This is a genomic window from Streptomyces gamaensis, from assembly GCF_042656465.1.
Lineage (GTDB): Bacteria > Actinomycetota > Actinomycetes > Streptomycetales > Streptomycetaceae > Streptomyces > Streptomyces gamaensis.
On the sequence record NZ_JBHSPB010000009.1, the window covers coordinates 82,209 to 106,224 of the forward strand.

Annotated in this window: 16 protein-coding genes and 1 pseudogene; 4 read left to right on the forward strand and 13 right to left on the reverse strand. The window is 73.1% G+C overall.

Going from position 1 to position 24,016, the window contains the following annotated elements; translation table 11 throughout:
* Positions 1-3: 3 nt before the first annotated feature.
* Positions 4-1,173: an acyl-CoA dehydrogenase family protein gene (locus tag ACFP1Z_RS16490; protein WP_390317124.1), complete on the reverse strand. Its 1,170-nt coding sequence runs from the start codon at positions 1,171-1,173 to the stop codon at positions 4-6.
* 6 nt (positions 1,174-1,179) lie between these two features.
* Positions 1,180-2,382 carry an amidohydrolase family protein gene (locus ACFP1Z_RS16495; RefSeq protein ID WP_390317125.1) on the reverse strand — a complete coding sequence of 401 codons (1,203 nt, stop codon included), beginning with the start codon at positions 2,380-2,382 and terminating at the stop codon, positions 1,180-1,182.
* Between the two features lie 121 nt (positions 2,383-2,503).
* Here ACFP1Z_RS16495 and ACFP1Z_RS16500 point away from each other — a divergent pair, with 121 nt between their 5' ends.
* Positions 2,504-4,075 carry a class I adenylate-forming enzyme family protein gene (locus ACFP1Z_RS16500; RefSeq protein ID WP_390317126.1) on the forward strand — a complete coding sequence of 524 codons (1,572 nt, stop codon included), beginning with the start codon at positions 2,504-2,506 and terminating at the stop codon, positions 4,073-4,075.
* A 22-nt stretch (positions 4,076-4,097) separates the two neighbouring features.
* Here ACFP1Z_RS16500 and ACFP1Z_RS33750 read toward each other — a convergent pair whose 3' ends face one another.
* The 3 genes and pseudogenes from ACFP1Z_RS33750 to ACFP1Z_RS16520 form a co-directional block, all read right to left on the reverse strand.
* Positions 4,098-7,256 (reverse strand): protein kinase, encoded by a 3,159-nt coding sequence (locus ACFP1Z_RS33750; RefSeq protein WP_465269276.1) that lies wholly within the window; start codon positions 7,254-7,256, stop codon positions 4,098-4,100.
* A gap of 1,059 nt (positions 7,257-8,315) precedes the next feature.
* A pseudogene (locus ACFP1Z_RS33720) lies at positions 8,316-9,161 on the reverse strand (serine/threonine-protein kinase); the annotation flags it as partial.
* Positions 9,162-9,549: 388 nt separating this feature from the next.
* Positions 9,550-11,256, reverse strand: coding sequence for a glycerol-3-phosphate dehydrogenase/oxidase (locus ACFP1Z_RS16520; protein WP_390317128.1), 1,707 nt, complete (start codon positions 11,254-11,256; stop codon positions 9,550-9,552).
* Between the two features lie 319 nt (positions 11,257-11,575).
* Here ACFP1Z_RS16520 and ACFP1Z_RS16525 point away from each other — a divergent pair, with 319 nt between their 5' ends.
* A complete protein-coding gene (locus tag ACFP1Z_RS16525) occupies positions 11,576-12,847 on the forward strand; it encodes a nucleotide sugar dehydrogenase (protein ID WP_390317130.1) in 1,272 nt (423 codons plus the stop codon).
* A 21-nt stretch (positions 12,848-12,868) separates the two neighbouring features.
* Here ACFP1Z_RS16525 and ACFP1Z_RS16530 read toward each other — a convergent pair whose 3' ends face one another.
* The 5 genes from ACFP1Z_RS16530 to ACFP1Z_RS16550 form a co-directional block, all read right to left on the reverse strand.
* Complete coding sequence (locus tag ACFP1Z_RS16530; RefSeq protein ID WP_390317132.1) at positions 12,869-14,023, reverse strand: rod shape-determining protein; 1,155 nt, start codon at positions 14,021-14,023, stop codon at positions 12,869-12,871.
* Between the two features lie 118 nt (positions 14,024-14,141).
* Entirely contained in the window at positions 14,142-15,269 is a 1,128-nt protein-coding gene (locus tag ACFP1Z_RS16535; protein ID WP_390317133.1) for a GuaB3 family IMP dehydrogenase-related protein, read from the reverse strand.
* 100 nt (positions 15,270-15,369) lie between these two features.
* Positions 15,370-16,872 (reverse strand): IMP dehydrogenase, encoded by a 1,503-nt coding sequence (gene guaB, locus ACFP1Z_RS16540; RefSeq protein WP_390317134.1) that lies wholly within the window; start codon positions 16,870-16,872, stop codon positions 15,370-15,372.
* Positions 16,873-17,037: 165 nt separating this feature from the next.
* Positions 17,038-17,673, reverse strand: a complete 636-nt coding sequence (locus tag ACFP1Z_RS16545; RefSeq protein ID WP_390317135.1) for a sigma-70 family RNA polymerase sigma factor — start codon at positions 17,671-17,673, stop codon at positions 17,038-17,040.
* A gap of 503 nt (positions 17,674-18,176) precedes the next feature.
* Positions 18,177-18,788, reverse strand: coding sequence for a response regulator transcription factor (locus tag ACFP1Z_RS16550; RefSeq protein ID WP_003948568.1), 612 nt, complete (start codon positions 18,786-18,788; stop codon positions 18,177-18,179).
* 482 nt (positions 18,789-19,270) lie between these two features.
* On the opposite strand from ACFP1Z_RS16550, the gene ACFP1Z_RS16555 reads away from it, so the two are divergent.
* A complete protein-coding gene (locus tag ACFP1Z_RS16555) occupies positions 19,271-19,570 on the forward strand; it encodes a WhiB family transcriptional regulator (RefSeq protein ID WP_390317136.1) in 300 nt (99 codons plus the stop codon).
* Positions 19,571-19,628: 58 nt separating this feature from the next.
* Here ACFP1Z_RS16555 and ACFP1Z_RS16560 read toward each other — a convergent pair whose 3' ends face one another.
* A complete protein-coding gene (locus ACFP1Z_RS16560) occupies positions 19,629-20,537 on the reverse strand; it encodes a LysR family transcriptional regulator (protein WP_390317138.1) in 909 nt (302 codons plus the stop codon).
* A gap of 282 nt (positions 20,538-20,819) precedes the next feature.
* Here ACFP1Z_RS16560 and ACFP1Z_RS16565 point away from each other — a divergent pair, with 282 nt between their 5' ends.
* Positions 20,820-21,593 (forward strand): SDR family NAD(P)-dependent oxidoreductase, encoded by a 774-nt coding sequence (locus tag ACFP1Z_RS16565; RefSeq protein WP_390317139.1) that lies wholly within the window; start codon positions 20,820-20,822, stop codon positions 21,591-21,593.
* Between the two features lie 129 nt (positions 21,594-21,722).
* Here the strand turns inward: ACFP1Z_RS16565 and groL are convergent, their stop codons facing one another.
* Both groL and groES read right to left on the reverse strand, forming a co-directional pair.
* A complete protein-coding gene (gene groL, locus ACFP1Z_RS16570; protein ID WP_390317140.1) occupies positions 21,723-23,345 on the reverse strand; it encodes a chaperonin GroEL in 1,623 nt (540 codons plus the stop codon).
* Between the two features lie 93 nt (positions 23,346-23,438).
* Entirely contained in the window at positions 23,439-23,747 is a 309-nt protein-coding gene (gene groES, locus ACFP1Z_RS16575) for a co-chaperone GroES (RefSeq protein WP_083105757.1), read from the reverse strand.
* Positions 23,748-24,016: the final 269 nt, after the last annotated feature.

Here is a 24,016-nt window from a genome sequence, read left to right on the forward strand (position 1 = left end):
TGATCAACGCCCCTTGGGCAGCCCGAGGACGCGTTCGGCGAGGACGTTCCGCTGGATCTCGGTCGTGCCGGCGGCGATGGTGTAGGCGAGCGAGGCAAGCCGGGCGGCGGTCCAGGGATGGTCCGCGTCCAGCGCCCCCGGTCCCAGGATGTCGGCGGCGGCCTCGTAGAGCTCCTGACGGGCGTGGGAGTAGCGCAGTTTGACGACGGAGGCACCCGGGCCGGGCACCCCGCGGACGCCGTCGCGCCCGGCCCGTTCCGCCTCCGCGGCGTTGCTCTGCACGAGCCGCCACAGCGCCGTGAACTCGGCGTTCAGGCGTCCGAGGCGGCGCCGCAGGGCCGCGTCGTCCCACAGGCCGTTCTCCCGGGCCGTGCGGGCCAGCAGGCCCAGGACGCGGCGGCAGGCGACGACTTCGCCGGCGAAGGCCGTGCCGCGCTCGTAGGAGAGGGTGACCATGGACACGCGCCAGCCGTCGTTCTCGGCGCCCACTCGATGCTCCACGGGCACCCGCACGCCGTCGAGGAACACCTCGGCGAACTCCTCGCTGCCCGCGAGGGTGCGCAGCGGCCGCACGGTCACCCCGGGGGCGTCCATGGGCATCGCCAGCCAGGAGATGCCGCGGTGGCCGCGCGCGGCGGGGTCGGTGCGCACGAGCAGTTCGCACCAGTCGGCGACACAGGCGTGCGAGGTCCAGATCTTGCTGCCGGTGACGACGTAGTGATCGCCCTCGCGCACGGCGCGGGTGCGCAGGGCGGCGAGGTCGGAGCCCGCCTCGGGCTCGGAGAAGCCCTGGCACCAGACCTCCTCGCCGCGCAGGATCGGCGGCAGCCAGCGGGCGCGCTGCGCGGCGGTGCCCTCGGCGGCGATGGTCGGCCCGGCGTGCAGCAGACCGACGAACCCCGCGCCCACATAGGGGGCTCCCGCCCGTTCCGTCTCCTCCAGGAGGATCAACTGCCGCACGGCTCCGGCGCCTTGGCCGCCGGCGTCGGCGGGCCAGTGCAGTCCCGCGTAACCGGCGTCGTACAGCGCCCGCTGCCAGGCGCAGTCGTACGCGCGGCGGGCGGGCCAGTCACCGGCGGGCGGCGGGGGCGGCAGCTGCGGCAGTACGGCACGCAGCCACGCCCGGAGCCGCTGCCGGAACGCCTCGTCCTCGGGGGCGGTGGCGAGGTCCATCGGCGCTCAGGCCGCCGGCCGGTCGAGGTGCTCCAGGCCGAGCATGCGGATGGCGTTGCCGCGCATCAGCTTGTGGACGGTCTCGGCGTCCAGGCCGCGCACGTGCTCCAGCGCGACCCGCTCGGTGTGCGGGAAGGTCGAGTCGACGTGCGGGTAGTCGGTCTCGAAGGTCGCGTTGTCACGGCCCACCTCATCGAGTGAGGTGATTCCGTGTTTGTCCCGGAAGAAGCAGCAGAAGACCTGCCGGTAGTAGTAGACCGACGGCGGTTCGGGCAGCAGATCGCGCACGCCGCCCCAGGCCCGGTGCTCGCGCCACACGTCGTCGGCACGCTCCAGGGCGTAGGGGATCCAGCCCATCTGCCCCTCGCTGTAGGCGAGTTTCAACCGGGGGTAGCGCACCAGCACACCGCTGAAGAGGAAGTCGGCCAACGACGCCATGGCGTTGTTGAACGACAGCGTCGCCTGCACCGCCGGCGGGGCGTCCGGGGAGGCGGCGGGCATCTGCGAGGACGAGCCGATGTGCATGCATACGACGGTCGAGGTGTCCTGGCAGACGGCGAAGAAGGGGTTCCAGTAGCCGGAGTGGATGCTGGGCAGGCCCAGACACGTGGGCAGTTCGCTGAAGGTCACGGCGCGCACGCCGCGCACCGCGTTGCGCCGGACCTCGTCGACGGCCAGGCCGACGTCCCACAGGGGAACGAGGCACAGCGGTACGAGCCGGCCGCCGCTGTCGCCGCACCACTCCTCGACCATCCAGTCGTTGTACGCCCGTACGCACGCCAGGGCGACCTCCTTGTCGCGTGCCTCCGCGAAGGTCTGCCCGCAGAAGCGCGGGAAGGTCGGGAAGCACAGGGACGCCTCGACGTGGTTGAGGTCCATGTCGGCGAGGCGGGCCTTGGGTTCCCAGCACCCGCGCCGCATCTGCTCGCGCGTGATGCCTTCGAGGGTCATCTCCTCACGCGGGAAGCCGGCGGCCGCGATGGTGCGCTTGTACGGGAAGAGGCCGCCCTCGTACTCCCACCAGTCGGTGAGCGGGCCGTCCGGGTCCGTGGTGAACCTGTACTTGCCGCCGGTGTAGGCCAGTTCACCGATGCCGGCGGTCAGCGGCCTGGGGCCCCGGTCCCGGTAGCGGGCGGGCAGCCAGGTCTCGAAGAGGTGGGCGGGCTCGATCACGTGGTCGTCGACGCTGACGATCCGGGGCAGTTCCACGGGTGCACCCCTCCCCTTGCCTGACGGTGCGTCAGATTCGACGCTAGTCCCGAACCCCCGCACCGACAAGGCGCGCACCATCGCGTTCCTGCCGCTCCCCCGCCACCCGTGGAGGCGCCCCATGAACACCACCGCCCGCGACCCGGCCGCCGCCCGCACCCTGTGGGAACTGCTCGCACTGCGGGCCGCGCGCACGCCCGACGCCCTCGCGCTCGTCCAGCAGGACCCGCACCCGCCCGTCGGGGACCGCGCCCTGACCTTCGGCGCCCTGCGCGCACGGGCCGAGCGCGTCGCGGCGGGCCTGCGCGAGCTGGGCGTACGGCCGGGCAGCCGCGTGCTGTGGCAGCTGCCCACCCGCATCGAGACCGTCGTCCTGACCCTCGCCCTGGCCCGGCTCGGCGCCGTCCAGTCGCCGCTGGTGCCCTCCTGCCGCGACGCAGAGACCGAGTACGCGCTGCGGGCCACCGGGGCCGGATTCCTCGCCGTACCGGGCGTGTGGCGCGGCCACGACCACCTGGCGGCGGCCCGCCGGCTCGCCGCAGGGCTGCCGGAACCGCCGCTGGTGTTCACGGCGTACACCGTCCTCCCCCAGGGCGACCCCGGAACGCTGCCCGCGCCACCGGACGACGGGACGGCCGTCCGCTGGATCCACTGGACCTCCGGCACCACCTCCGCCCCCAAAGGCGTACTGCACAGCGACAGTTCACTCCTCGCCTCCGGCGCGCGTCTCACCGGAGCGCTGCGCCCGACCCCTGCCGACGTGGGATCCATCGCGTTCCCGTACGCACACGTCGGCGGCCTCGTCTACACCGTGATGCTGCTCCTGCGCGGCTTCCCCGCACTGCTCGTGGAGCGCTTCTCGCTGCCGGACTCGCTCGGCGCCTACCGCCGCCACGGAGTGACCCTCGCGGGCGGATCCACGGTCTTCTACACGCTGTTCCTCGCCGAGCAGCGCAAACACCCCGGCCGCCGGCTGCTGCCGGCGCTCCGCCTGCTCGCGGGCGGCGGCGCCCCCCGGCCGCCCGAACTGCACGAGGCGGTCGGGCGCGAGCTGGGCTGCGGCCTCGTCCACGGCTACGGCATGACCGAGGCCCCCGTCATCACCATGGGTTCCCCGGACGACACACCGCGACAGCTGGCCACCACGGAGGGACGGCCCGTCCCGGGGATGCGGATCCGCGTGACCGGCGCGGACGGCACACCGGTACCGCCCGGGGAGACCGGAGAGATACGGCTGCGCGGCGACACCGTCTGCCGGGGCTATCTCGATCCGCGGGACACCGCCGAGGCGTTCGACACCGACGGCTTCCTCGCCACCGGGGACCTCGGCCGGCTCACCGAGGACGGCAGGCTCGTACTCACCGGCCGCACCAAGGACGTCATCCTCCGCAAGGGGGAGACGATTTCCGCCCAGGAGGTGGAACAGGCGCTGCTGCGGCACCCCGCCGTGGAAGCGGTCGCCGTCATCGGACTGCCCGACGCGCTGCGCGGGGAGCGCGTGTGCGCCGTCGTCCAGCCGGCCGCCGGGGCCGCCCCGCCGACCCTCGCCGGCCTCACCGCCCATCTGCGCACCGTGGGGCTGGCCGTCCACAAGTTCCCCGAGCGGCTGGAGCTCGTCGACGCGCTGCCCCGGGACGCCACGCTCGGCAAGGTCCGCAAGGACGCGCTGCGCAGCCGCTACACGCGCCCCTGAGACCACCCGGGGGTCGCGTCGTTCAGCCGGCCCGGTACGTCGCGGCGGCCTGCTCGAAGTACGCGTCCACAGCGCGCTGTTCGGTCATCGGGCCGATCACCTGGAGCACGTGGTAGGCGCCGTCGAGGAGCATCGCGGAGTTGCGGACGTACACCTGGTGGCCGCCGCTGTCGTTCCAGTTGAACGCGCCCTCGGCCGAGGTCCTGCCGCCCACCTCGACCTTGCGCAGCCCGGAGGCGCTCGACCACGACGAGGAACGGTACGGCGCCAACTCCGGCTCCCTGTCCGCCTGATAGGCCATCGGGTCGCCGCCGAACTGCTCGACCCTGTCACGGCCCGGCACGACGATCAGCCGGAAGTCACCGCCACCGTAGACGACCTGGCCCCGCGCGTTCTCCCCCTGGCGCTGCCATTCCTTGGCGACAGCCACGGAGAAACCCTTGCTGTCCTGCCGCACGGTGAAGCCGTCGCCGACCCCACCGGGCCGGGTGGTCTGCGCCTCCTGCACACCGGGGCCGGAGCCACCGGAGGAGTCCTGCCGACCGGCCCCTCCTGCCGCACCGGTGCCGTCCGGGGCGGCAGGGGCGGCGCTGCCCGCGCCGGTATTGCCCGTACGGTCCGCGCTCTCGCTCGCACGCGGCATGAACAGCATCGCGTAGAGCACCGCGCCTATCAGGGCGAGCAGGATCAGCCCCAGCAGCAGCCGGCCCAGGCTGCGCGCGCCGCGCCGCTGCTCGCCGTACTGCTCCTGGGCAGGCGCTTCCGCGCCGCGCCGGGGCCGGCCCTCGGCGGGCCTCTTGTGCCGGCCGTGCGCGGCCGACCCCTGGTCCTCCTCGCCCGTGGGCCGGCTCCTCCTGCGGCGTGCGAGCTCGCCCCGGCGGCGCAGGATCGGCAGCCGGGAGCCGCCCGCCCCGCCGCCGGAACCGCCCGCCGTCCGCTCCAGCGGCGGCACGGTCACGGTGCGGCTGCCGATGTCCGGCTCGGGCGCCGAGCGGATCAACGAGCGCAGCCAGCCGCGGAGTTCCTCGAAGTCCGGGCGCTCGGTGGGGTCCTTGCGCATGAGCGACTCGACGACGGGCCGCAGGGCGCCGCAGTCCTCGGCCGAGGCGGGCGGCTGCGCGCAGACGAGCTGGACGAGCTCGGCGGTGCTCTCCTCCGGGAACGGGGCGCGGCCCTGCACGATGCGGAACAGCAGCGCGCCGAGCCCCCACAGGTCCGCCGCCGGCCCGACGGGGGGCGCGAGCTGCCAGCTCTCCTGCACCGGCGACGCCAGCTCCGGCGCCCAGCGCTCGGTGACGGCGCCCACCACCACCATGCGCGCCTGCCGGGCCCGTTCGGCCGCGAGCGGGCCGCCTGGGGCGGTACCGCCCCAGGCGGGCGCGGCCACGGTACGGGCGCCACCGGGCCGGACCCCGGTGAGCGGGTGCACGGGCTCACCGGCCGAACCAGCCTCCCCGCGCGGGGAGTTCGCCCCAGGAGCAGCCCCCGCCGGACGTTCCGCCACGGCCCCGTGCACCGGGGAGCCCGCGATCCGGGGGCCGGGCGCGGGCGCCGTACCGCTGGCGGCGCTGCCGCCGCCCCAGGTGGCCGAGCCGGTCGGGGTCGCCCTGCCCTCGACGGCGGCACGGGCACCGGCCCGGTAGGCGGCGACGGCCCCGGCCCGTACGGCACGACTGCGCGCCCCGGCACCCTCGGGCGCACCGTGCACGCCCCCGCCACCGGCGGGGAGATACCCGCCGACGGCACCCTGATCCCGGTACACGGGCCCGGCCTGCGGCGGAACTCCACTCTGCTGCCCGGGAGCCGCGGGCAGCGCGGGCGCACCGTTTCCGGGCCCACCGCCCCCGGAGACTCCCGGACGCCCCGGAGCACCCGCAGACGGCACAGACCCACCGGGCACCCCACCCCCCGGACACCCAGGACCGCCCGACGGGCCAACCCCCGGACGCTCCCAGCCGGTTGCACCGCTCCCCGGCCCCTCACCCCCGGAAGACACACCCCCCGAAACCCCAGGCCCACCCCGGACACCCGGACGACCCGAGGCAGCCGCAGGCGGCACAGACCCACCGGGCACCCCACCCCCCGGACGCTCCCAGCCGGTTACACCACTCCCCGACACGCCACCCCCAGGCCCACCTCCCAGACCCCCAGGACCCATCACCGGGGCAACCCCCGTACCTTGCTGGCCAGTTGCGTCCCCCGACGGACCCGGCCCCCCGAACACCCCGGGCCCCGGCCGCACCGGCAACCCCGTGCCGTCGCCCTGCATTGCGCCCTCGGCCGCCCCTCCGGCAGCCGCACCGGGGCCGCCCGGCCCCGCACCCGGCGACGCGCCACCGATCGCCCCGCCGGTCGCCCCGTCCGCCTGCAGCGGGATCCCCGTCCCCGCGCTCCTCGGAAAGCCGCCGGAGAGCCGCTGGTCACCGGCCGTTGGCCGCGGAGCCCCGGCGGTCTCCGGGGCGACGGCCGTGTCCCGGCCCCCGCCCGGTGCGAAGGCCTCGGGCGGCACCGGGTCGTAGCCGCAGAGGGCCTCCTCCGCGGCGCCGGCCGCGAGGCCGGTGAGGATGGCGCGGCCGTCGTCGCAGACGAGCACCGTGCGCGTGGTGATGTTGCGGTGCGTCCAGCCGTGCGCGTGCAGAGCCCGCAAAGCGGTCAGGACGTCGGCCGCCACCTCGGCCGCGCGGTGCGGGGACAGGGGCCGCTCGGCCAGGAGCGCGGCCAGCGGCCGGGCCGGGACGAGTTCGCTGACGATCCACAGGCTGCCCGCCTCGGCGAAGACGTGGAAGACCTGGTCGAGCCGGGGATGGTCGGGCAGCCGCGCGGCGGCGGTCGCCGCCGCGAGCGCCCGGCGCACGGCGGGATTCCCGGCGCCCGGCGCCGCACCCCGCGCCCGGCCCGCGCCGTCACCGCTCGCACCCCCGCCCGCGCTCCGGTCCGCCCCCGGCAGACCTCCCGCACCGTCACCGACCCCGGCGGCCTCCGCGCCAAAGGACTCCGTGCCAAAGGCCTCCGCATCCATGAACTCCGCGTCCACGACCTCCGGAAGCGGGATCTGCCGGATGAAGACCTCCTGCCCGCTGTAGGTGTCGAACGCCCGCGTCTCGACGAGCTCGAACACCTCGGAGGGCAGCAGGGGCAGGCGATAGCGGTCGGCGAGCACCCGGCCCGCGTAGTCGTCCACGACGCCTCCCCAAAGCGCGCGATCCACGTGTCACCGGCCGGTCCGACGGGCCCGCCGGCGACGGACTCCGGGGCCGGTACATCACTGCCCCGCAGGATCGGCCGTCAACCCCGGCCGCAGCACCGCCCATTGCGACTGCGTACGGTTCACGGCACCTCACGATACGTGCCGGACCCACCCCTTCGGGCGCGTACGGCTCAGTACGTCGCCGCCGACTCCGTCCGTTCCGCCCCTCCAGCCCGTACCGTCAGCCGAGCACCACAGGTCACAACTCCCGCCGCACTGACGGAAACCGGCCGGAACGCAGCGTCATCCCTTCGGCAGGGCCTCGCCCGGCCGGAACGGGGCGGATACCGACTTGTCCCCACCCGACCGGGACTTACCGCTCTTGCCGTCCTTCTCGTGCTCCTTGCCGCCGCTGTTGCTCATCGCGATAGCGATCACCGTGCCGACCACGGCGAGCACCACGACGACCGCGACGACGAGCAGCGCGCGGCGCGGCACGCCGCCCCGCGCCGACGACCGGTACAGATTGGCCGTTCCGGCCGAACCGCCGCCCACGGCACCGCCGGTGACGCTCGCCCGGCGCCCGGCGGACCGCGCGGCGGACACCGGTACCGCCGCGTCCCGCGCGGAGCCGAGCACGTCGCGCACCCCGCCCCCGGAGACACCCGGCGTGAACGAGGGTCTCGACGGCTGCTTCGGTCCCGGCTCCTGCCCGGCCGCCCCCGGACCCGCGGCCGCCGCCTGCGGGGCCGTCTCCACCAGGGGCTTCAACGACGCCCTGCCGGACGGCTTTCGCGCCTCTTCGGACTTCCCGGACGTCTCAGGCCGACCGGACGTCCCGGGCCGCCCGGACCCACCGCCCCGCACAGCCGCGTCCCGCGCCGCCGCCGGCCCGGCCACCGCGGCAGCCCCCTTGGCCGCCGTCCCGGACGGGCGCTTCGCCCCCCGGGCACTGCCGCCGGCGCGGTCGGCGCCGTCGCCGTGCAGCTCCCGCACCGCGATCGCCTGCGTGGACTCCAGCTCCGGCCCGGGCTCGGGCGCCGCCGGGCGGCGCTCCTCCGGCGCGTTGACGGCCGACGTCAGCAGGGCCCGCGCGCCGGACTCGTCGAGTCGCTTCTCCGGGTCCTTCGCGAGCAGCCCGTACATGACCTCCGCGAGCGGACCCGCGTTGCGCGGCGGCCCGAGCGGCTCGGTCATCACAGCGGTCAGCGTCGCGATCGCCGACCCCTTGTCGTAGGGGGGCGCGCCCTCGACCGCCGCGTACAGCAGCCCGCCCAGGGACCACAGGTCCGCCGGCGGACCGGGCTTCTGGCCGCGCGCCCGCTCCGGGGATATGTACGAGGGCGCGCCGACGAGCATGCCGGTCGAGGTGACCGACGGGTCGCCCTCGACCTGCGCGATGCCGAAGTCGGTGAGCACGACCCGGCCGTCGTCCGCGATGAGCACGTTGGAGGGCTTCACGTCACGGTGCAGGATGCCCTCGCGGTGCGCGGCGCGCAGCACGTCGAGAACGGCGAGCCCGACCTCGGCCGCGCGCCGCCAGTGCAGCGGCCCGTCCTCGCGGATGACGTCCGCGAGCGAGCGGCCCTCGATGAGCTCCATGACGATCCACGGCCGGTCGTCCTCGTGGACCACGTCGTAGACGGTGACGGCGCCCGCGCTGCGGATCCGGGCGATCGCCTTCGCCTCGCGCAGCGTGCGCGTGATCAGCCGGCGCTTCTCGTCCTCGTCGATATTGGCCGGAAAGCGCAGCTCCTTGACCGCGACCGTGCGGCCGAGCGTCTCGTCCGTCGCCCGCCAGACCGTGCCCATGCCGCCGCGCCCGAGGACGTCCCCGAGGCGGTACCGCCCGGCCAGGAGGCGCCCTGCCGTGCCCTGCGTCTGCTCCGCCTCCGACATGCGTCCCCTCTGGCAATCAGCTCTGCGACCAACCCACCCTGGCAGAGCCACCATTGTCTCTCATCCGCGGACCGGCGGAAGGCCAGGGTCCGCGCCGGAGACGGACAGCGGACGCCTTCCGGCGCCCGGACGGTGCCTACTGACGCGTAGCACCGGCTGCCCGGCACACGCCCGTACGCGGTCCGCCGTACCCCGCCGACCGGCGCCCCGGGGGCAGTTGAGCGAGCGTCGTACGACAGCCGCGGCAGGCGTCATCGCCTCCTGTCCGGCTCATCTCTACAGGACCGCCTTCGCCCCGGCGCGGTTCCCGGTGGGCCGCGACTGTCACAGGACCCTCATGGGATGTCCGAAAAAAAGCTGTTGTGGACCGAGTTCCGCCGCTAGGGCGTCAGAGCGGCTGGACGTCCGGGGCCCCCAGCCGGGCCGCGTCAGCCGTCAGGTCGTCGGGCTGGCGCTGCGACTCGCGCTCCGCCTCCACGCGTTTGTCGTAGTGCTCGATCTCCTTCTCGATCTGCCTCCGGTCCCAGCCGAGCACGGGGGCCATCAGACCGGCGGCCTCGCGCGCGCTGCGCGTGCCGCGGTCGAAGGTCTCGATGGAGATGCGCGTCCTGCGGGTGAGGACGTCGTCGAGGTGGCGCGCGCCCTCGTGCGAGGCGGCGTAGACGACCTCGGCGCGCAGATAGTCCTCGGCGCCGGTCAGCGGCGCGCCGAGCGAGGGGTCGGCGGCGACGAGGTCGAGCACCTCGTCGACCATCGAGCCGTAGCGGCCCAGGAGATGCTCGACGCGCGCCACGTGCAGCCCCGTGCGCCGCGCCAGCTGGGCGCGCCCGTTCCACAGCGCCCGGTAGCCCTCGGCGCCCAGCAGCGGCACGTCCTCGGTGACGCAGTCGGCGACCCGCCGGTCGAGGGCGTGCACGGCCTCGTCGACGGCGTCCTTCGCCATGACCCGGTACGTCGTGTACTTGCCGCCCGCGACGACCACCAGACCGGGCACGGGGTGCGCCACCGTGTGCTCGCGCGAGAGCTTGCTGGTGGCGTCCGACTCCCCGGCCAGCAGGGGCCGCAGGCCCGCGTACACCCCCTGGACGTCGTCGCGGGTGAGCGGGACGGCGAGCACGGAGTTGACGTGCTCCAGCAGATAGTCGATGTCCGCGCTGGACGCGGCCGGGTGGGCCTTGTCGAGGTCCCAGTCGGTGTCCGTGGTGCCGATGATCCAGTGTCTGCCCCACGGGATGACGAACAGCACGCTCTTCTCGGTCCGCAGGATCAGCCCGGTCGTGGAGTGGACGCGGTCCTTGGGCACGACCAGATGGATGCCCTTCGAGGCCCGTACGTGGAACTGGCCGCGCTCGGCGATGAGCTTCTGTGTGTCGTCGGTCCACACGCCCGTGGCGTTGACGATCTGCCGGGCCCGCACCTCGTACTGGCCGCCCTGCTCCGTGTCGTGCACGCGGGCGCCGACCACGCGCTCGCCCTCGCGCAGGAACCCCACCACGCGCGCCCGGTTGGCGACCTGGGCGCCGTAGGCGGCGGCGGTACGGGCCAGGGTGGTGACGTAGCGGGCGTCGTCCACCTGCGCGTCGTAGTACTGCAGGGCGCCGACGAGCGCGTCCTTGCGCAGGCACGGCGCGACCCGCAGGGCGCGCCCGCGGGTGAGGTGACGGTGCACGGGCAGACCGCGGCCGTGCCCCGAGGAGACCGACATCGCGTCGTACAGGGCCACGCCCGAGCCCGCGTACAGGCGCTCCCAGCCGCGGTGCTGCAACGGATAAAGGAAGGGCACCGGCCGCACGAGGTGCGGGGCCAGCCGCTGCAGCAGCAGTCCGCGCTCCTTGAGCGCCTCGCGCACGAGGGCGAAGTCGAGCATCTCCAGATAGCGCAGCCCGCCGTGGATGAGCTTGCTGGACCGGCTGGAGGTGCCGGCGGCCCAGTCGCGGGCCTCGACCAGTCCGGTGGCGAGGCCCCGGGTGGCCGCGTCCAGCGCGGTGCCCGTGCCGACGACGCCGCCGCCGACCACCAGGATGTCCAGTTCCCGCTCGGCCATCCGGGCGAGTGCCTCGCCGCGTTCGGCCGGCCCGAGTGTCGCTGTCCTCACCGATGCCTCCCGTCGTGACCGCTCCCGCCGCCGCGCGCGGGCGCCGGATCCGCCGCGGCCCGGGGCCCGTACCGCCGTCCCGGCCGGGGCCGCTCCTTCGATGCTGCCCCAGAACCCGCGTTCCGGCCGTCCGGAACCCGTCTCCGCCGGGGAGCGACGCCGACGGACCCGCGACGCGGCAATCCCGACTATCAGTCATATATCCGCTTAACCTGATGTCGCTCGCCGAGCCCGGCCGACCTCGGCGCCCCCGCCCCGGGCCCGCCGCGCCGGACCCCCTCCGGGCCCACCGGACCCCTCCGGGAAGGACCGACCGCCCATGCCCGCAGATCTCGCCGTCATCGGACTCGGCCACCTCGGCCTCCCGCTCGCCCAGGCCGCCACGGCCGCCGGCATCCCCACCATCGGCTACGACCCCGACCCGCACACCGTCGCCGAGCTCAGCGCCGGCCGGCTGCCCTCGGAGGGCCCCGACGGCTGTCTGACCGCGGCCGAGGTGCGCCGGATGCTCTCCCAGGGGTTCCGCGCCACGACCGAGGACGCCGAGCTCGGCAGGGCCCGTACGGCCGTGATCTGCGCCCCGACCCGGCTCGGCGCGGACCGCTCGCCCGACGTGGGCGCGATCGGGGACGCGGCCCGCGCGCTCGCGCCCCGGCTGCGGCCGCGCACCACGGTGATCCTGGAGTCCGCGGTCCACCCGGGGTGCACCGAGGACTTCCTGCGCCCGGTGCTGGAGTCCGGCTCGGGGCTGCGGGCGGGCCGCGACTTCCACCTCGCCTACTCCCCCAGCCGGGTGGACCCCGGCAACCGCCGCCACGGCTACGCCACCATCCCCAAGGTCATCGGCGGACTCACCCCGGCCTGCACGGAGGCCGCCGTCGCCTTCTACGGGCGCGTCTGCGACCGCGTCGTCCGCGCCCGGGGCACCCGCGAGGCCGAGACCGTCAAGGTCCTGGAGACCAACTACCGCTACGTCAATATCGCGTTGGCCAACGAGATGGCCGTCCTGTGCCACGGCATCGGCGTGGACCTGTGGGACGTCGTGCGCTGCGCGGAGACCAAACCCTTCGGCTTCCAGGCCTTCCGGCCCGGCCCCGGCGTCGGCGGCCACTCCGTGCCGGTCGACCCCAACTGCCTTGCCGGCAACGGCACCGGGCCCGGGCATCCGCTGCGCATGGTGGAACTCGCGCGGGAGATCAACAGCCGGATGCCGCGCTACGTCACCGAGCGCTGCACCACCCTGCTCAACGAGCACGGCAAGTCGGCGCGCGGCGCCCGCGTCCTGCTGCTGGGGGTGAGCTACAAAGCCGACATCGGCGACCAGGAGGGCTCCCCCGCACGCGAGATCGCCTCACGGCTCATGGAGTTGGGCGCCCAGCTCAGCTACCACGACCCCTACGTCGCCCAGTGGCGCGTGTCGGACCTGCCGGTACCGCGCGCCGAGGGCCTCTACGAGGCCGCGGCCGCCGCCGACCTGACGGTGCTGCTGCAGCACCACCGCACGTACGACCTCCAGGGGCTCGCCGTCAAGGCCCAACTCCTGCTGGACACAAGGGGAGCGAGCCCGGCGGGCGCCGCGTACCGGCTGTAGGGCACGCGGCGCGCCCGCGCCCTACAGCCGTCCCGCCCCCAGCAGCCGCGAGCCCGGGGTGTCCAGCACCGTCCTGAGCGCCGCGAAGTCCTCCACGCAGCGGCCCGTGCCGACGGCCACGCAGTCCAGCGGCTCGTCCGCGACGAGCACGGGGATGTCGAGCTCCCGGCCCAGCCGGACGTCCAGGCCGCGCAGCAGCGCGCCGCCGCCGGTCAGCACGATGCCCCGGTCCATGATGTCGCCGGCGAGCTCCGGCGGGGTCTCGTCCAGGGTCTGGCGCACCGCCATCACGATCGTGTCCACCGGCTCGGACAGGGCGTGCCGGATCTCGTCGGCCGTCAGCTCCAGCGTCTTCGGCAGCCCGCTGACCTGGTCGCGGCCGCGGATCGTCACGCGCTCCGGCGGCTTGAGGCCCTGGGTCTCCTCCGGGTCGCCGCCGACGCCCTCCAGCGCGACGTCCTTCTCCAGCCGCTTGGCGAGCGCGTTCAGTCCGGCCGGCGACCAGTAGCCGGTCGGGGCGGCGGAACCGATCGTCATCTTGATCTCCTCCGCGGTGCGTTCGCCGATCGCGAGGGAGTACTCCTTCTTGACGTAGGAGGTGATGGCCGCGTCCATCGCGTCGCCCGCCGTGCGCACCGAGCGGGCCGTGACGATCCCGCCCAGGGAGATCACGGCGACCTCGGTGGTGCCGCCGCCGATGTCGACGACCATGCAGCCGGTCGGCTCGCTGACCGGCAGGCCCGCGCCGATCGCCGCCGCCATAGGCTCCTCGACCAGGTGCACCTGACGGGCGCCGGCCCGGGAGGCGGCCTCGATGACCGCACGCCGCTCGACCCCGGTGATGCCGGAGGGGACGCACACCACGACGCGCGGACGGCTCAGCCGGCGGTTGCCCATGACCTTCTTGATGAAGTGCCGCAGCATCCGCTCGGATATCTCGAAGTCGGCGATGACACCGTCACGCAGCGGACGGACGGCCACGATGTTCGAAGGGGTGCGCCCGATGGTCTCCTTGGCCTCGGAGCCGACCGACAGCACACCGCCGTCATCGGCGTTGACGGCGACCACCGACGGCTCGTTGAGCACCACCCCTTTCCCCCGCACGTACACGAGCGTGTTCGCCGTGCCGAGGTCGATCCCCATGTCCCTGCCGCTGAACGACTTGCTTTGCGCCATAAGTCGCCAGTATTCCCTATGGCCGAACCTTTATACGGAACTAACGGAGTTGGGGCGCGAAAAGGCCCGGAACCGCGGGAGCGGTTCCGGGCCCTGCGCAGGGCGCGCGGAGCGGGCGTCAGCGCTTGTCGTGCTGCGACGGCGCGACCGTCACCTCGACCCGCTGGAACTCCTTGAGGTCGCTGTAGCCGGTGGTGGCCATGGCACGGCGCAGCGCGCCGAACATGTTCATCGAGCCGTCCGAGGTGTGCGAGGGACCGAGCAGGATCTCCTCGGTCGTGCCGACCACACCCAGGTTCATGCGCTTGCCGCGCGGCACGTCGGCGTGGACGGCCTCCATGCCCCAGTGGTGGCCGCGGCCCGGGGCGTCGGTGGCGCGGGCGAGCGGGGAGCCCATCATCACGGCGTCCGCGCCGCAGGCGACGGCCTTGGGCAGGTCGCCGGACCAGCCCACGCCGCCGTCGGCGATGACGTGCACATAGCGGCCGCCGGACTCGTCCATGTAGTCGCGGCGGGCGGCGGCCACGTCGGCGACGGCGGTCGCCATCGGCACCTGGATGCCCAGCACGTTGCGGGTGGTGTGCGCGGCGCCGCCGCCGAAACCGACGAGGACACCGGCCGCGCCGGTACGCATCAGGTGCAGCGCGGCGGTGTAGGTCGCGCAGCCGCCGACGATGACCGGGACGTCGAGCTCGTAGATGAACTGCTTGAGGTTCAGCGGCTCGGCGGCGCCGGAGACGTGCTCGGCGGAGACGGTCGTGCCGCGGATGACGAAGATGTCCACACCCGCGTCGACGACGGCCTTGGAGAACTGGGCGGTGCGCTGCGGGGAGAGCGCGGCGGCGGTCACGACACCGGAGTCGCGGACCTCCTTGATGCGCTGCCCGATCAGCTCCTCCTTGATCGGCGCGGAGTAGATCTCCTGCAGCCGGCGGGTCGCGGCGGTCTCGTCCAGCTCCGCGATCTCGGCGAGCAGCGGCTCCGGGTCCTCGTAACGGGTCCACAGGCCCTCAAGGTTGAGCACGCCCAGGCCGCCCAGCTCACCGATGCGGATCGCGGTCTCGGGAGAGACGACGGAGTCCATGGGAGCGGCCAGGAACGGCAGCTCGAAGCGGTAGGCGTCGATCTGCCAGGCGATCGAGACCTCCTTCGGGTCCCGGGTACGGCGGCTCGGGACGACGGCGATGTCGTCGAACGCGTACGCCCGGCGGCCGCGCTTGCCGCGCCCGATCTCGATCTCAGTCACGTGTGTGGCCTTTCCTTCTGCACGTCTGCCGCATCCAGTATCCCCGACGCGCCGGAGCCCGCGGCCTGACGGTCGCGGGCTCCGGGACGTCGCGCGTCTACTACCGGGAGGCGTAGTTCGGCGCCTCGACCGTCATCTGGATGTCGTGCGGGTGGCTCTCCTTGAGGCCGGCCGCGGTGATGCGCACGAAGCGGCCCTTGTCCTTGAGCTCCTGCACATCCGCCGAGCCGACGTAGCCCATGGAGGCACGCAGACCGCCGATGAGCTGGTGGGCCACCGAGGAGAGCGGGCCGCGGTAGGGCACCTGGCCCTCGATGCCCTCGGGGACGAGCTTGTCCTCGGAGAGGACGTTGTCCTGGAAGTAGCGGTCCTTGGAGTACGAGCGGGCCTGGCCGCGCGACTGCATCGCGCCCAGCGAGCCCATGCCCCGGTAGGACTTGAACTGCTTGCCGTTGATGAAGACCATCTCGCCCGGGGACTCCTCGCAGCCGGCGAGCAGCGAGCCGAGCATGACGGTGTCCGCACCGGCCGCGATGGCCTTGGCGATGTCGCCGGAGAACTGCAGACCGCCGTCACCGATGAGCGGCACGCCCGCCGCGTGGCAGGCCTGCGCGGCCTCGTAGATCGCGGTGACCTGCGGGACGCCGATACCGGCGACGACGCGGGTGGTGCAGATCGAGCCGGGGCCGACCCCGACCTTGACGCCGTCGACACCGGCGTCGATCAGCGCCTGGGCGCCCTCGCGGGTGGCGACATTGCCGCCGACGACGTCGACGTTGATGTTGGACTTGACCTTGGCGATCATGTCGAGGATGCCGCGGCTGTGGCCGTGGGCGCTGTCCACGACCAGGAAGTCGGCACCGGCCTCGACCAGCGCCTGGGCGCGCTCGTACGCCTCGCCGCCGACGCCGACCGCGGCACCGACGATGAGCCGGCCCTCGGCGTCCTTGGCGGCGTTGGGGTACTGCTCGGCCTTGACGAAGTCCTTGACCGTGATCAGGCCCTTGAGGACCCCGGCGTCGTCGACGAGCGGCAGCTTCTCGATCTTGTGGCGGCGCAGCAGGGCCATGGCGTCCTCGCCGGAGATCCCGACCTTGCCCGTCACGAGCGGCATCGGGGTCATGACCTCGCGCACCTGGCGGCCGCGGTCGGTCTCGAAGGCCATGTCGCGGTTGGTGACGATGCCGAGCAGCTTGCCGGCGGCGTCGGTGACCGGGACACCGCTGATGCGGAAGCGCGCGCACAGGGTGTCGGCCTCGGCGAGGGTGGCGTCCGGGCGGACGGTGATCGGGTCGGTCACCATGCCGGACTCGGAGCGCTTGACCAGGTCGACCTGGTTGGCCTGGTCCTCGATGGACAGATTGCGGTGCAGCACGCCCGCACCGCCCTGGCGGGCCATGGCGATCGCCATCCGGGCCTCGGTGACCTTGTCCATCGCCGCCGACAGCAGCGGGATGTTCACCCGGACGTTGCGCGAGACCCGGGAGGAGGTGTCGACGCTGTTCGGCAGTACCTCCGAAGCGCCCGGCAGCAGCAGGACGTCGTCATAGGTCAGACCGAGCATCGCGAATTTCCCGGGCAGTCCGTCGATGTTGTCAGTCATGACACCTTCCCCAATGGTCTTGCCCCAGCGCGGACTCCCATGCTAACGGCCGTCACAGGTGTCCCATTCCACGATCAGTGAGTCCCACATCACTTGGAGCTTCCTCCAACTTCCGTGTGCTGGGCCTCGCTTCCCGGCTGCCGCCCGGCGGCCGGGAAACGGGCGTCACTGCTCGGCGAGCGCCCGCAGCCGGCTCAGCGCGCGGTGCTGCGCGACGCGCACCGCGCCCGGGGACATGCCCAGCATCTGGCCGGTCTCCTCGGCTGTCATGCCGATGGCGACGCGCAGCAGCACCAGCTCGCGCTGGTGCTCGGGGAGGCTGGCGAGGAGTTTCTTGGCCCACTCGGCGTCGCTGCTGAGCAGAGCCCGCTCCTCGGGGCCGAGGGAGTCGTCGGGCTGCTCGGGCATCTCGTCGGAGGGCACGGCGGTGCTGCCGGGGTGCCGCATGGCGGCCCGCTGCAGATCGGCGACCTTGTGGGCGGCGATGGCGACGACGAACGCCTCGAAGGGGCGGCCGGTGTCGCGGTAGCGCGGCAGGGCGCACAGCACCGCGAGACAGACCTCCTGCGCGAGGTCGTCGACGAAGTGGCGGGCGTCGCCGGGCAGCCGCGTCAGGCGGGTGCGGCAGTAGCGCAGCGCGAGGGGGTGCACGAGGGCGAGCAGATCGTGCGTGGCCTGCTGGTCCCCGGCGACCGCGCGGGCGACCAGGGCTCCGATGTCCCCCTGCGCGGTGGCCGCGCCCGCGGCCGGCAGGGGGGTGGCCGAGGCTCCCCGGTCGGCTGCGGTCTCGTCGTCGCGCATCGGTCCATGGTGCATTGACGCCATGCGATCCACGGCACCGCCTTCACAGTCGTGCGTCGAACCGTTACGCGCTGGTGTCCTCGTACCCACGTCTCGCGTCTCCCCCTTTCGGGTATACCCGCCCCGGCACTCACGACTCCACCGATAGCTTGTGCCCGTACCGTGCGACACCGGCCCGGACCAGTCGCCCGTCATGAGGTCTTGTCCGACCGAGGCAGCGGCCTCGGCCTCAGCCGGGGAGGAGTCACAACTCCAAGGATGCGGCATTCCTCGGAGTTTCGGCGCCGGGCACCGGCGGGGCGGGCCCCCGCGAAGGGGCCGTGACGCGCGCGGAAGGCCGCGCTGCTGCGCGCACGACGGTCCGCCGGGCGTCGCACCAGGAGCATCCGACGGGCCTGCCGGAGCGTCCCGGCAAGGAGACGCCCGCGGGAGAAACGTCGCGGTGCGCGCCACGGCCGGGTGGCGCGCACCGCGACCTCACGGCGTTGCGCGCCACACCCCGCTCAGCGGACCAGCCCCCAGCGGAAGCCGAGGGCGACGGCGTGCGCCCGGTCCGAGGCGCCGAGCTTCTTGAACAGGCGCCGGGCGTGGGTCTTGACCGTGTCCTCGGAGAGGAACAGCTCACGGCCGATCTCCGCGTTGGACCGCCCGTGGCTCATGCCTTCCAGCACCTGGATCTCGCGCGCGGTGAGGGTGGGGGCGGCCCCCATCTCGGCCGAGCGCAGCCGGCGCGGGGCGAGCCGCCAGGTCGGGTCGGCGAGCGCCTGCGTGACCGTCGCCCGCAGCTCGGCGCGCGAGGCGTCCTTGTGCAGATAGCCGCGGGCTCCGGCGGCGACGGCGAGCGCGACCCCGTCGAGATCCTCGGCGACGGTGAGCATGATGATGCGCGCGCCGGGGTCCGCGGAGAGCAGCCGGCGCACGGTCTCCACACCGCCGAGTCCGGGCATCCGTACGTCCATCAGAATGAGGTCCGAACGATCGGCGCCCCAGCGGCGGAGGACTTCCTCGCCGTTGGCGGCCGTCGTCACACGCTCGACGCCGGGCACGGTCGCCACCGCACGGCGGAGCGCCTCCCGGGCAAGCGGGGAATCGTCGCAGACGAGGACGGATGTCATGGCCGTCCTCCGCAGCTGATGCGCGTCACCTTGAGCCTCCAGGCTGTACTGATCGTCACCTGTGCGATCGACGACTCTCCGGTGCGGCCGGGCACCCGCCCGACTGCTTCATGCGTCAACCGCCTCCGCCCTCTCAACGACGGTCACCCGAAAGAGTTACGGGCTCGGTCGGCCACCTTCGGCACTCTACGTGAGGGCGTGGACACGGAGCAGGGCGCGCGGAAAGAGCTCGCACGCCGCCCGCTCCATGCCCCATTTGCTCGGGCGGCGTAGTTTTTCTTCCCATTTGCTGGTGTCTGTGACTAGATTCGCAATCAGTCATATTTACATCTACTAGGACGGTGGATGTACGGGCATGGGTTGTGCGTCCGCTTCGGACCCCCGCGGCGGTCGCGCCGACAGATCGTTCAGATCGTTCCGATCGTGCAGATCGTTCAGGGCAAGTCGTTCAGATCGTTCCGATCGTTCATGAGGGACTAGCAATGGCAGATTTCTCCCGCCTTCCCGGGCCCAACGCCGACCTGTGGGACTGGCAGCTCCTCGCGGCGTGCCGCGGGGTCGACAGCTCCCTGTTCTTCCACCCCGAGGGCGAGCGCGGAGCGGCCCGCACCGCGCGTGAGACCTCGGCGAAGGAAGTGTGCATGCGCTGCCCCGTACGTGCGGAGTGCGCGGCGCACGCGCTGGCGGTGCGGGAGCCCTACGGCGTGTGGGGCGGCCTCACCGAGGACGAGCGCGAGGAGCTGATGGGCCGCGCGCGACACCGGGTCATCGCGGTGAGCTAGCGCCGCGCGGCGGGGGGAAAGCCGCGGCACGCCACCGCGTACGGCCCGCGGCCAGGGCCTATCGCGCCACCGCCGCCAGGCGGTCCAGCATCGCCGCCACCGCCGGGACCCGCGCGAGATCCGGCAGGGTCAGCGCCACGATCTCGCGCTGCACGAGCGGCTCCACGGGGACGATGCGCGCGCCCTTCAGCCGGACGGTCTCCAGCGCCAGCTCCGGCATGACCGCGACACCGAGACCGGCGCCGACCAGCCCGAAGACCGCCGCGTAGTCGTCGGTGGCGAAGTCGATGCGCGGGGTGAAGCCGGTGTTCTCGCAGACCTCGACCAGGTGCCGGCGGCAGCGGGGGCAGCCCGCGATCCAGGCTTCCTCGGCGAGTTCGCCGACGCCGATGCGCTCGGACCCGGCCAGCCGGTGGCCCTCGGGGAGCACCCCGACGAGCCGGTCGGCGAGCAGGGGGCGCACGACCAGGTCGTCCCATTCACTGCCGGCGGCGGGATCGGCGCCGGGGACCTCGGGGTAGCGGAAGGCGAGGGCGATCTCGCAGTCGCCGTCGCGCAACATCTCGACGGAGCGCGGGGGTTCGGCCTCGACGAGGGAGATCTGGGTGCCCGGGTGGGCCGCGCGCAGCTCGGCGAGCGCGGTGGGCACGAGGGTCGAGCTGCCGCTGGGGAAGGACACCAGCCGCACCCGCCCGGCGCGCAGCCCGGCGATGGCGGCGACCTCCTCCTCGGCGGCGGTCAGCCCGGCCAGGATCCCCGACGCGTGCCGGACCAGGGCCTCACCGGCCTGGGTGAGGCGCATCTCGCGGCCGGTGCGGATCAGCAGCGGGGTGCCCGCGGACTGCTCCAGGGCCTTCATCTGCTGGCTGACGGCGGGCTGGGTGCAGCCCAGCTCGCGGGCGGCGGCGGAGAACGAGCCGCTGGTGGCCACGGCGCGCAGCACTCGGAGATGACGTGCCTCGATCATGCTTCGAGTATAAGACCACCTTGGACGGACGAGGAAATTCCTTCATGCCCCTTTGGGGCGGTCAGCGGGGGCTCCCGGCCCTCACCCCCGGCCCGGGCGACGGGCGGCCGCGCCCGGTGACCGCCTTCGGGTGACAGCGCCCGGCGGCCTCCGCCCGCGCGCGCGAAGGCGAGGGGACCAGCGGCTGCCGTGGCCGGAAACGGTCCCCGTGCGACGGCTGGAAGATCGTCAAAACCCCGTGGAACCACGCCGTACGACACGCACGCGCTCTACCGTGCCGGTATGACGACTGTTCTGATCACGGGAGCGACGGCGGGGATCGGCGCCGCCTTCGCGCGCAAACTGGCCGCCGACCACCACGACCTCGTGCTGGTCGCGCGCGACAAGGAGAGGCTGGACCAGCAGGCGGCCGAACTGCACGACCGGCACGGCGTGGAGGTCGAGGTGCTGCGCGCCGACCTCGCCGAGGAGGCGGGCATCGCGGCCGTCGAGGCCCGCCTCGGCGACCCCGAGCGTCCGGTCAACCTGCTGGTGAACAACGCCGGTTTCGGCAACAAGGGCAGGTATCTGGAGGTCCCGCTCGCCGACGAGCTGCGGATGCTCAAGGTGCACTGCGAGGCGGTGCTGCGGCTGACGACCGCGGCGACGCGGGTGATGCGCGAGCGGCGCCGGGGCGCGGTCGTCAACGTGGCCTCGGTGGCGGCGTTCACGGCCCGAGGCACCTACGGGGCGAGCAAGGCGTGGGTCGTGCAGTTCACGACGGGCGTCGCGCAGGACCTGGCGGGCAGCGGGGTGCGGCTGATGGCACTGTGCCCGGGTTTCGTGCGGACCGAGTTCCACGAGCGGGCGGGCATGGGCACCGACAATGTGCCCGGCTGGCTGTGGCTCGACGCGGACAAGGTGGTCGCGGCGGCGCTCAAGGACCTCGCGCAGGGGAAGACGCTGTCCGTGCCGGACCCCCGCTACAAGGCGCTCACGGGGCTGATGCGGCTGGCGCCGCGTGGCGTGATGCAGAAGGCCTCGTCGTCGACAGGCCGCAAATACGGGCCGAAGTAGCCCGCGCCGGCCTCAACCGACCGCACTGCGGGGGGACTTCACGGAAAGAAGCAGGCCGGAGAACAGGCCGAGGCCCGGCCCCTCGCGGGAGCCGGGCCTCGTACCCGTCGCGTACCGGGATCAGCGGTCTCAGTGCGCGTGGCCGTGGCCGTGCGCGGCCTCCGCCTTCTCCTCTTCCTTCTTCTCGACGACCAGGGTCTCGGTCGTCAGCAGCAGGGAGGCGATGGAGGCGGCGTTCTCCAGGGCGGAGCGGGTGACCTTGACCGGGTCGATGACGCCGGCCTTGACCAGGTCGCCGTACTCGCCGGTCGCGGCGTTGAAGCCCTGGCCCTTGCCGAGCTCGGCGACCTTGGAGGTGATGACGTAGCCCTCGTGGCCGGCGTTCTCGGCGATCCAGCGCAGCGGCTCGACGACGGCGCGGCGGACGACCGCGACACCGGTGGCCTCGTCGCCCTTCTTGTCGAGGTCGCCGTCCAGGACCTTGGCGGCGTGGACGAGCGCGGAGCCACCACCGGAGACGATGCCCTCCTCGACCGCGGCGCGGGTCGCGGAGATGGCGTCCTCCAGACGGTGCTTCTTCTCCTTGAGCTCGACCTCGGTGGCGGCACCCACACGGATGACGCACACGCCGCCGGCCAGCTTCGCGAGGCGCTCCTGGAGCTTCTCGCGGTCCCAGTCGGAGTCGGTGGTCTCGATCTCGGCCTTGATCTGGGCGACCCGGCCGGCGACATCGGCGGAGTTGCCGCCGCCGTCGACGATGGTGGTGTCGTCCTTGGTGACGGTCACGCGGCGGGCGGTGCCCAGCACGTCCAGACCGGCCTGGTCGAGCTTGAGGCCGACCTCCTCGGCGATGACGGTGGCACCGGTGAGGGTGGCCATGTCGCCGAGCATCGCCTTGCGGCGGTCACCGAAGCCGGGGGCCTTGACGGCCACGGCGTTGAAGGTGCCGCGGATCTTGTTGACGACGAGCGTGGAGAGGGCCTCGCCCTCGACGTCCTCGGCGATGATCAGCAGCGGCTTGGAGGCACCGGCCTGGATGACCTTCTCCAGCAGCGGCAGCAGGTCCTGGATGGAGGAGATCTTGCCCTGGTGGATCAGGATGTACGGGTCGTCGAGAACGGCCTCCATACGCTCCTGGTCGGTGACCATGTACGGCGACAGGTAGCCCTTGTCGAAGGCCATGCCCTCGGTGAAGTCCAGCTCCAGACCGAAGGTGTTGGACTCCTCGACGGTGATGACACCGTCCTTGCCGACCTTGTCCATCGCCTCGGCGATGAGCTCGCCGACCTGCTTGTCCTGGGCGGACAGGGCGGCGACAGCGGCGATGTCGGTCTTGGAGTCGATCGGGCGGGAGGTCGCCAGCAGCTCGTCGGAGACGGCCTTGACGGCGGCGTCGATGCCCTTCTTCAGGGCGGCCGGGGAAGCGCCGGCGGCGACGTTGCGCAGACCCTCGCGGACCAGCGCCTGGGCCAGGACGGTCGCGGTGGTGGTGCCGTCACCCGCGATGTCGTTGGTCTTGGTCGCCACCTCCTTGACGAGCTGGGCGCCCAGGTTCTCGTAGGCGTCCTCGATCTCGACCTCGCGGGCGATCGTGACACCGTCGTTGGTGATGGTGGGGGCGCCGAACTTCTTGTCGATGACGACGTTGCGGCCCTTGGGGCCGAGCGTCACCTTGACCGTGTTGGCCAGCGTGTTGACACCGCGCTCCAGGGCGCGACGGGCGTCCTCGTCGAACTTCAGGATCTTCGCCATGAGTTGCTTCAAGTCCTCTCAAAAACGGGACTGCGCCCCGGCGCCCGGTCACAACGCGGGTACCGAGGGCGCAGTCGCCTCACACGGGGTGAATTACTTCTCGATGACCGCGAGGACGTCGCGGGCCGAGAGGACGAGGTACTCGTCGCCGTTGTACTTCACCTCGGTGCCGCCGTACTTGCTGTAGAGCACGACGTCGCCGACCTTGACGTCGAGCGGCAGGCGCTCGCCGTTCTCGAAGCGGCCCGGGCCCACGGCGAGGACAGCGCCCTCCTGGGGCTTCTCCTTCGCGGTGTCCGGGATGACCAGGCCGGACGCGGTGGTCTGCTCGGCGTCGAGCGGCTGGACCACGATGCGGTCCTCAAGCGGCTTGATGGCAACCTTGGAGCTGGCGGTCGTCACGATCCGACCTCCCCCTTCGGAGATCTCACGGGGTTATCTGTCTGAGGTGGCGACCAGGTGGATCCGTCGTCGCGGGTGCCGGACCTGCCCGTCGCTGTGTTTGGCACTCCCGAGTGGAGAGTGCCAACGGAGCCGAGACTATGACGCGGTTAGCACTCGGTCAAGCGGAGTGCCAATCCGGCGTGCGGCGGGCCCGTCGCACGCGGGGCGGCGAGCAAGGATCTTCCCCGCTGTACGCGCCGTAATCCACCGATTCCGCGCGCCGCCCC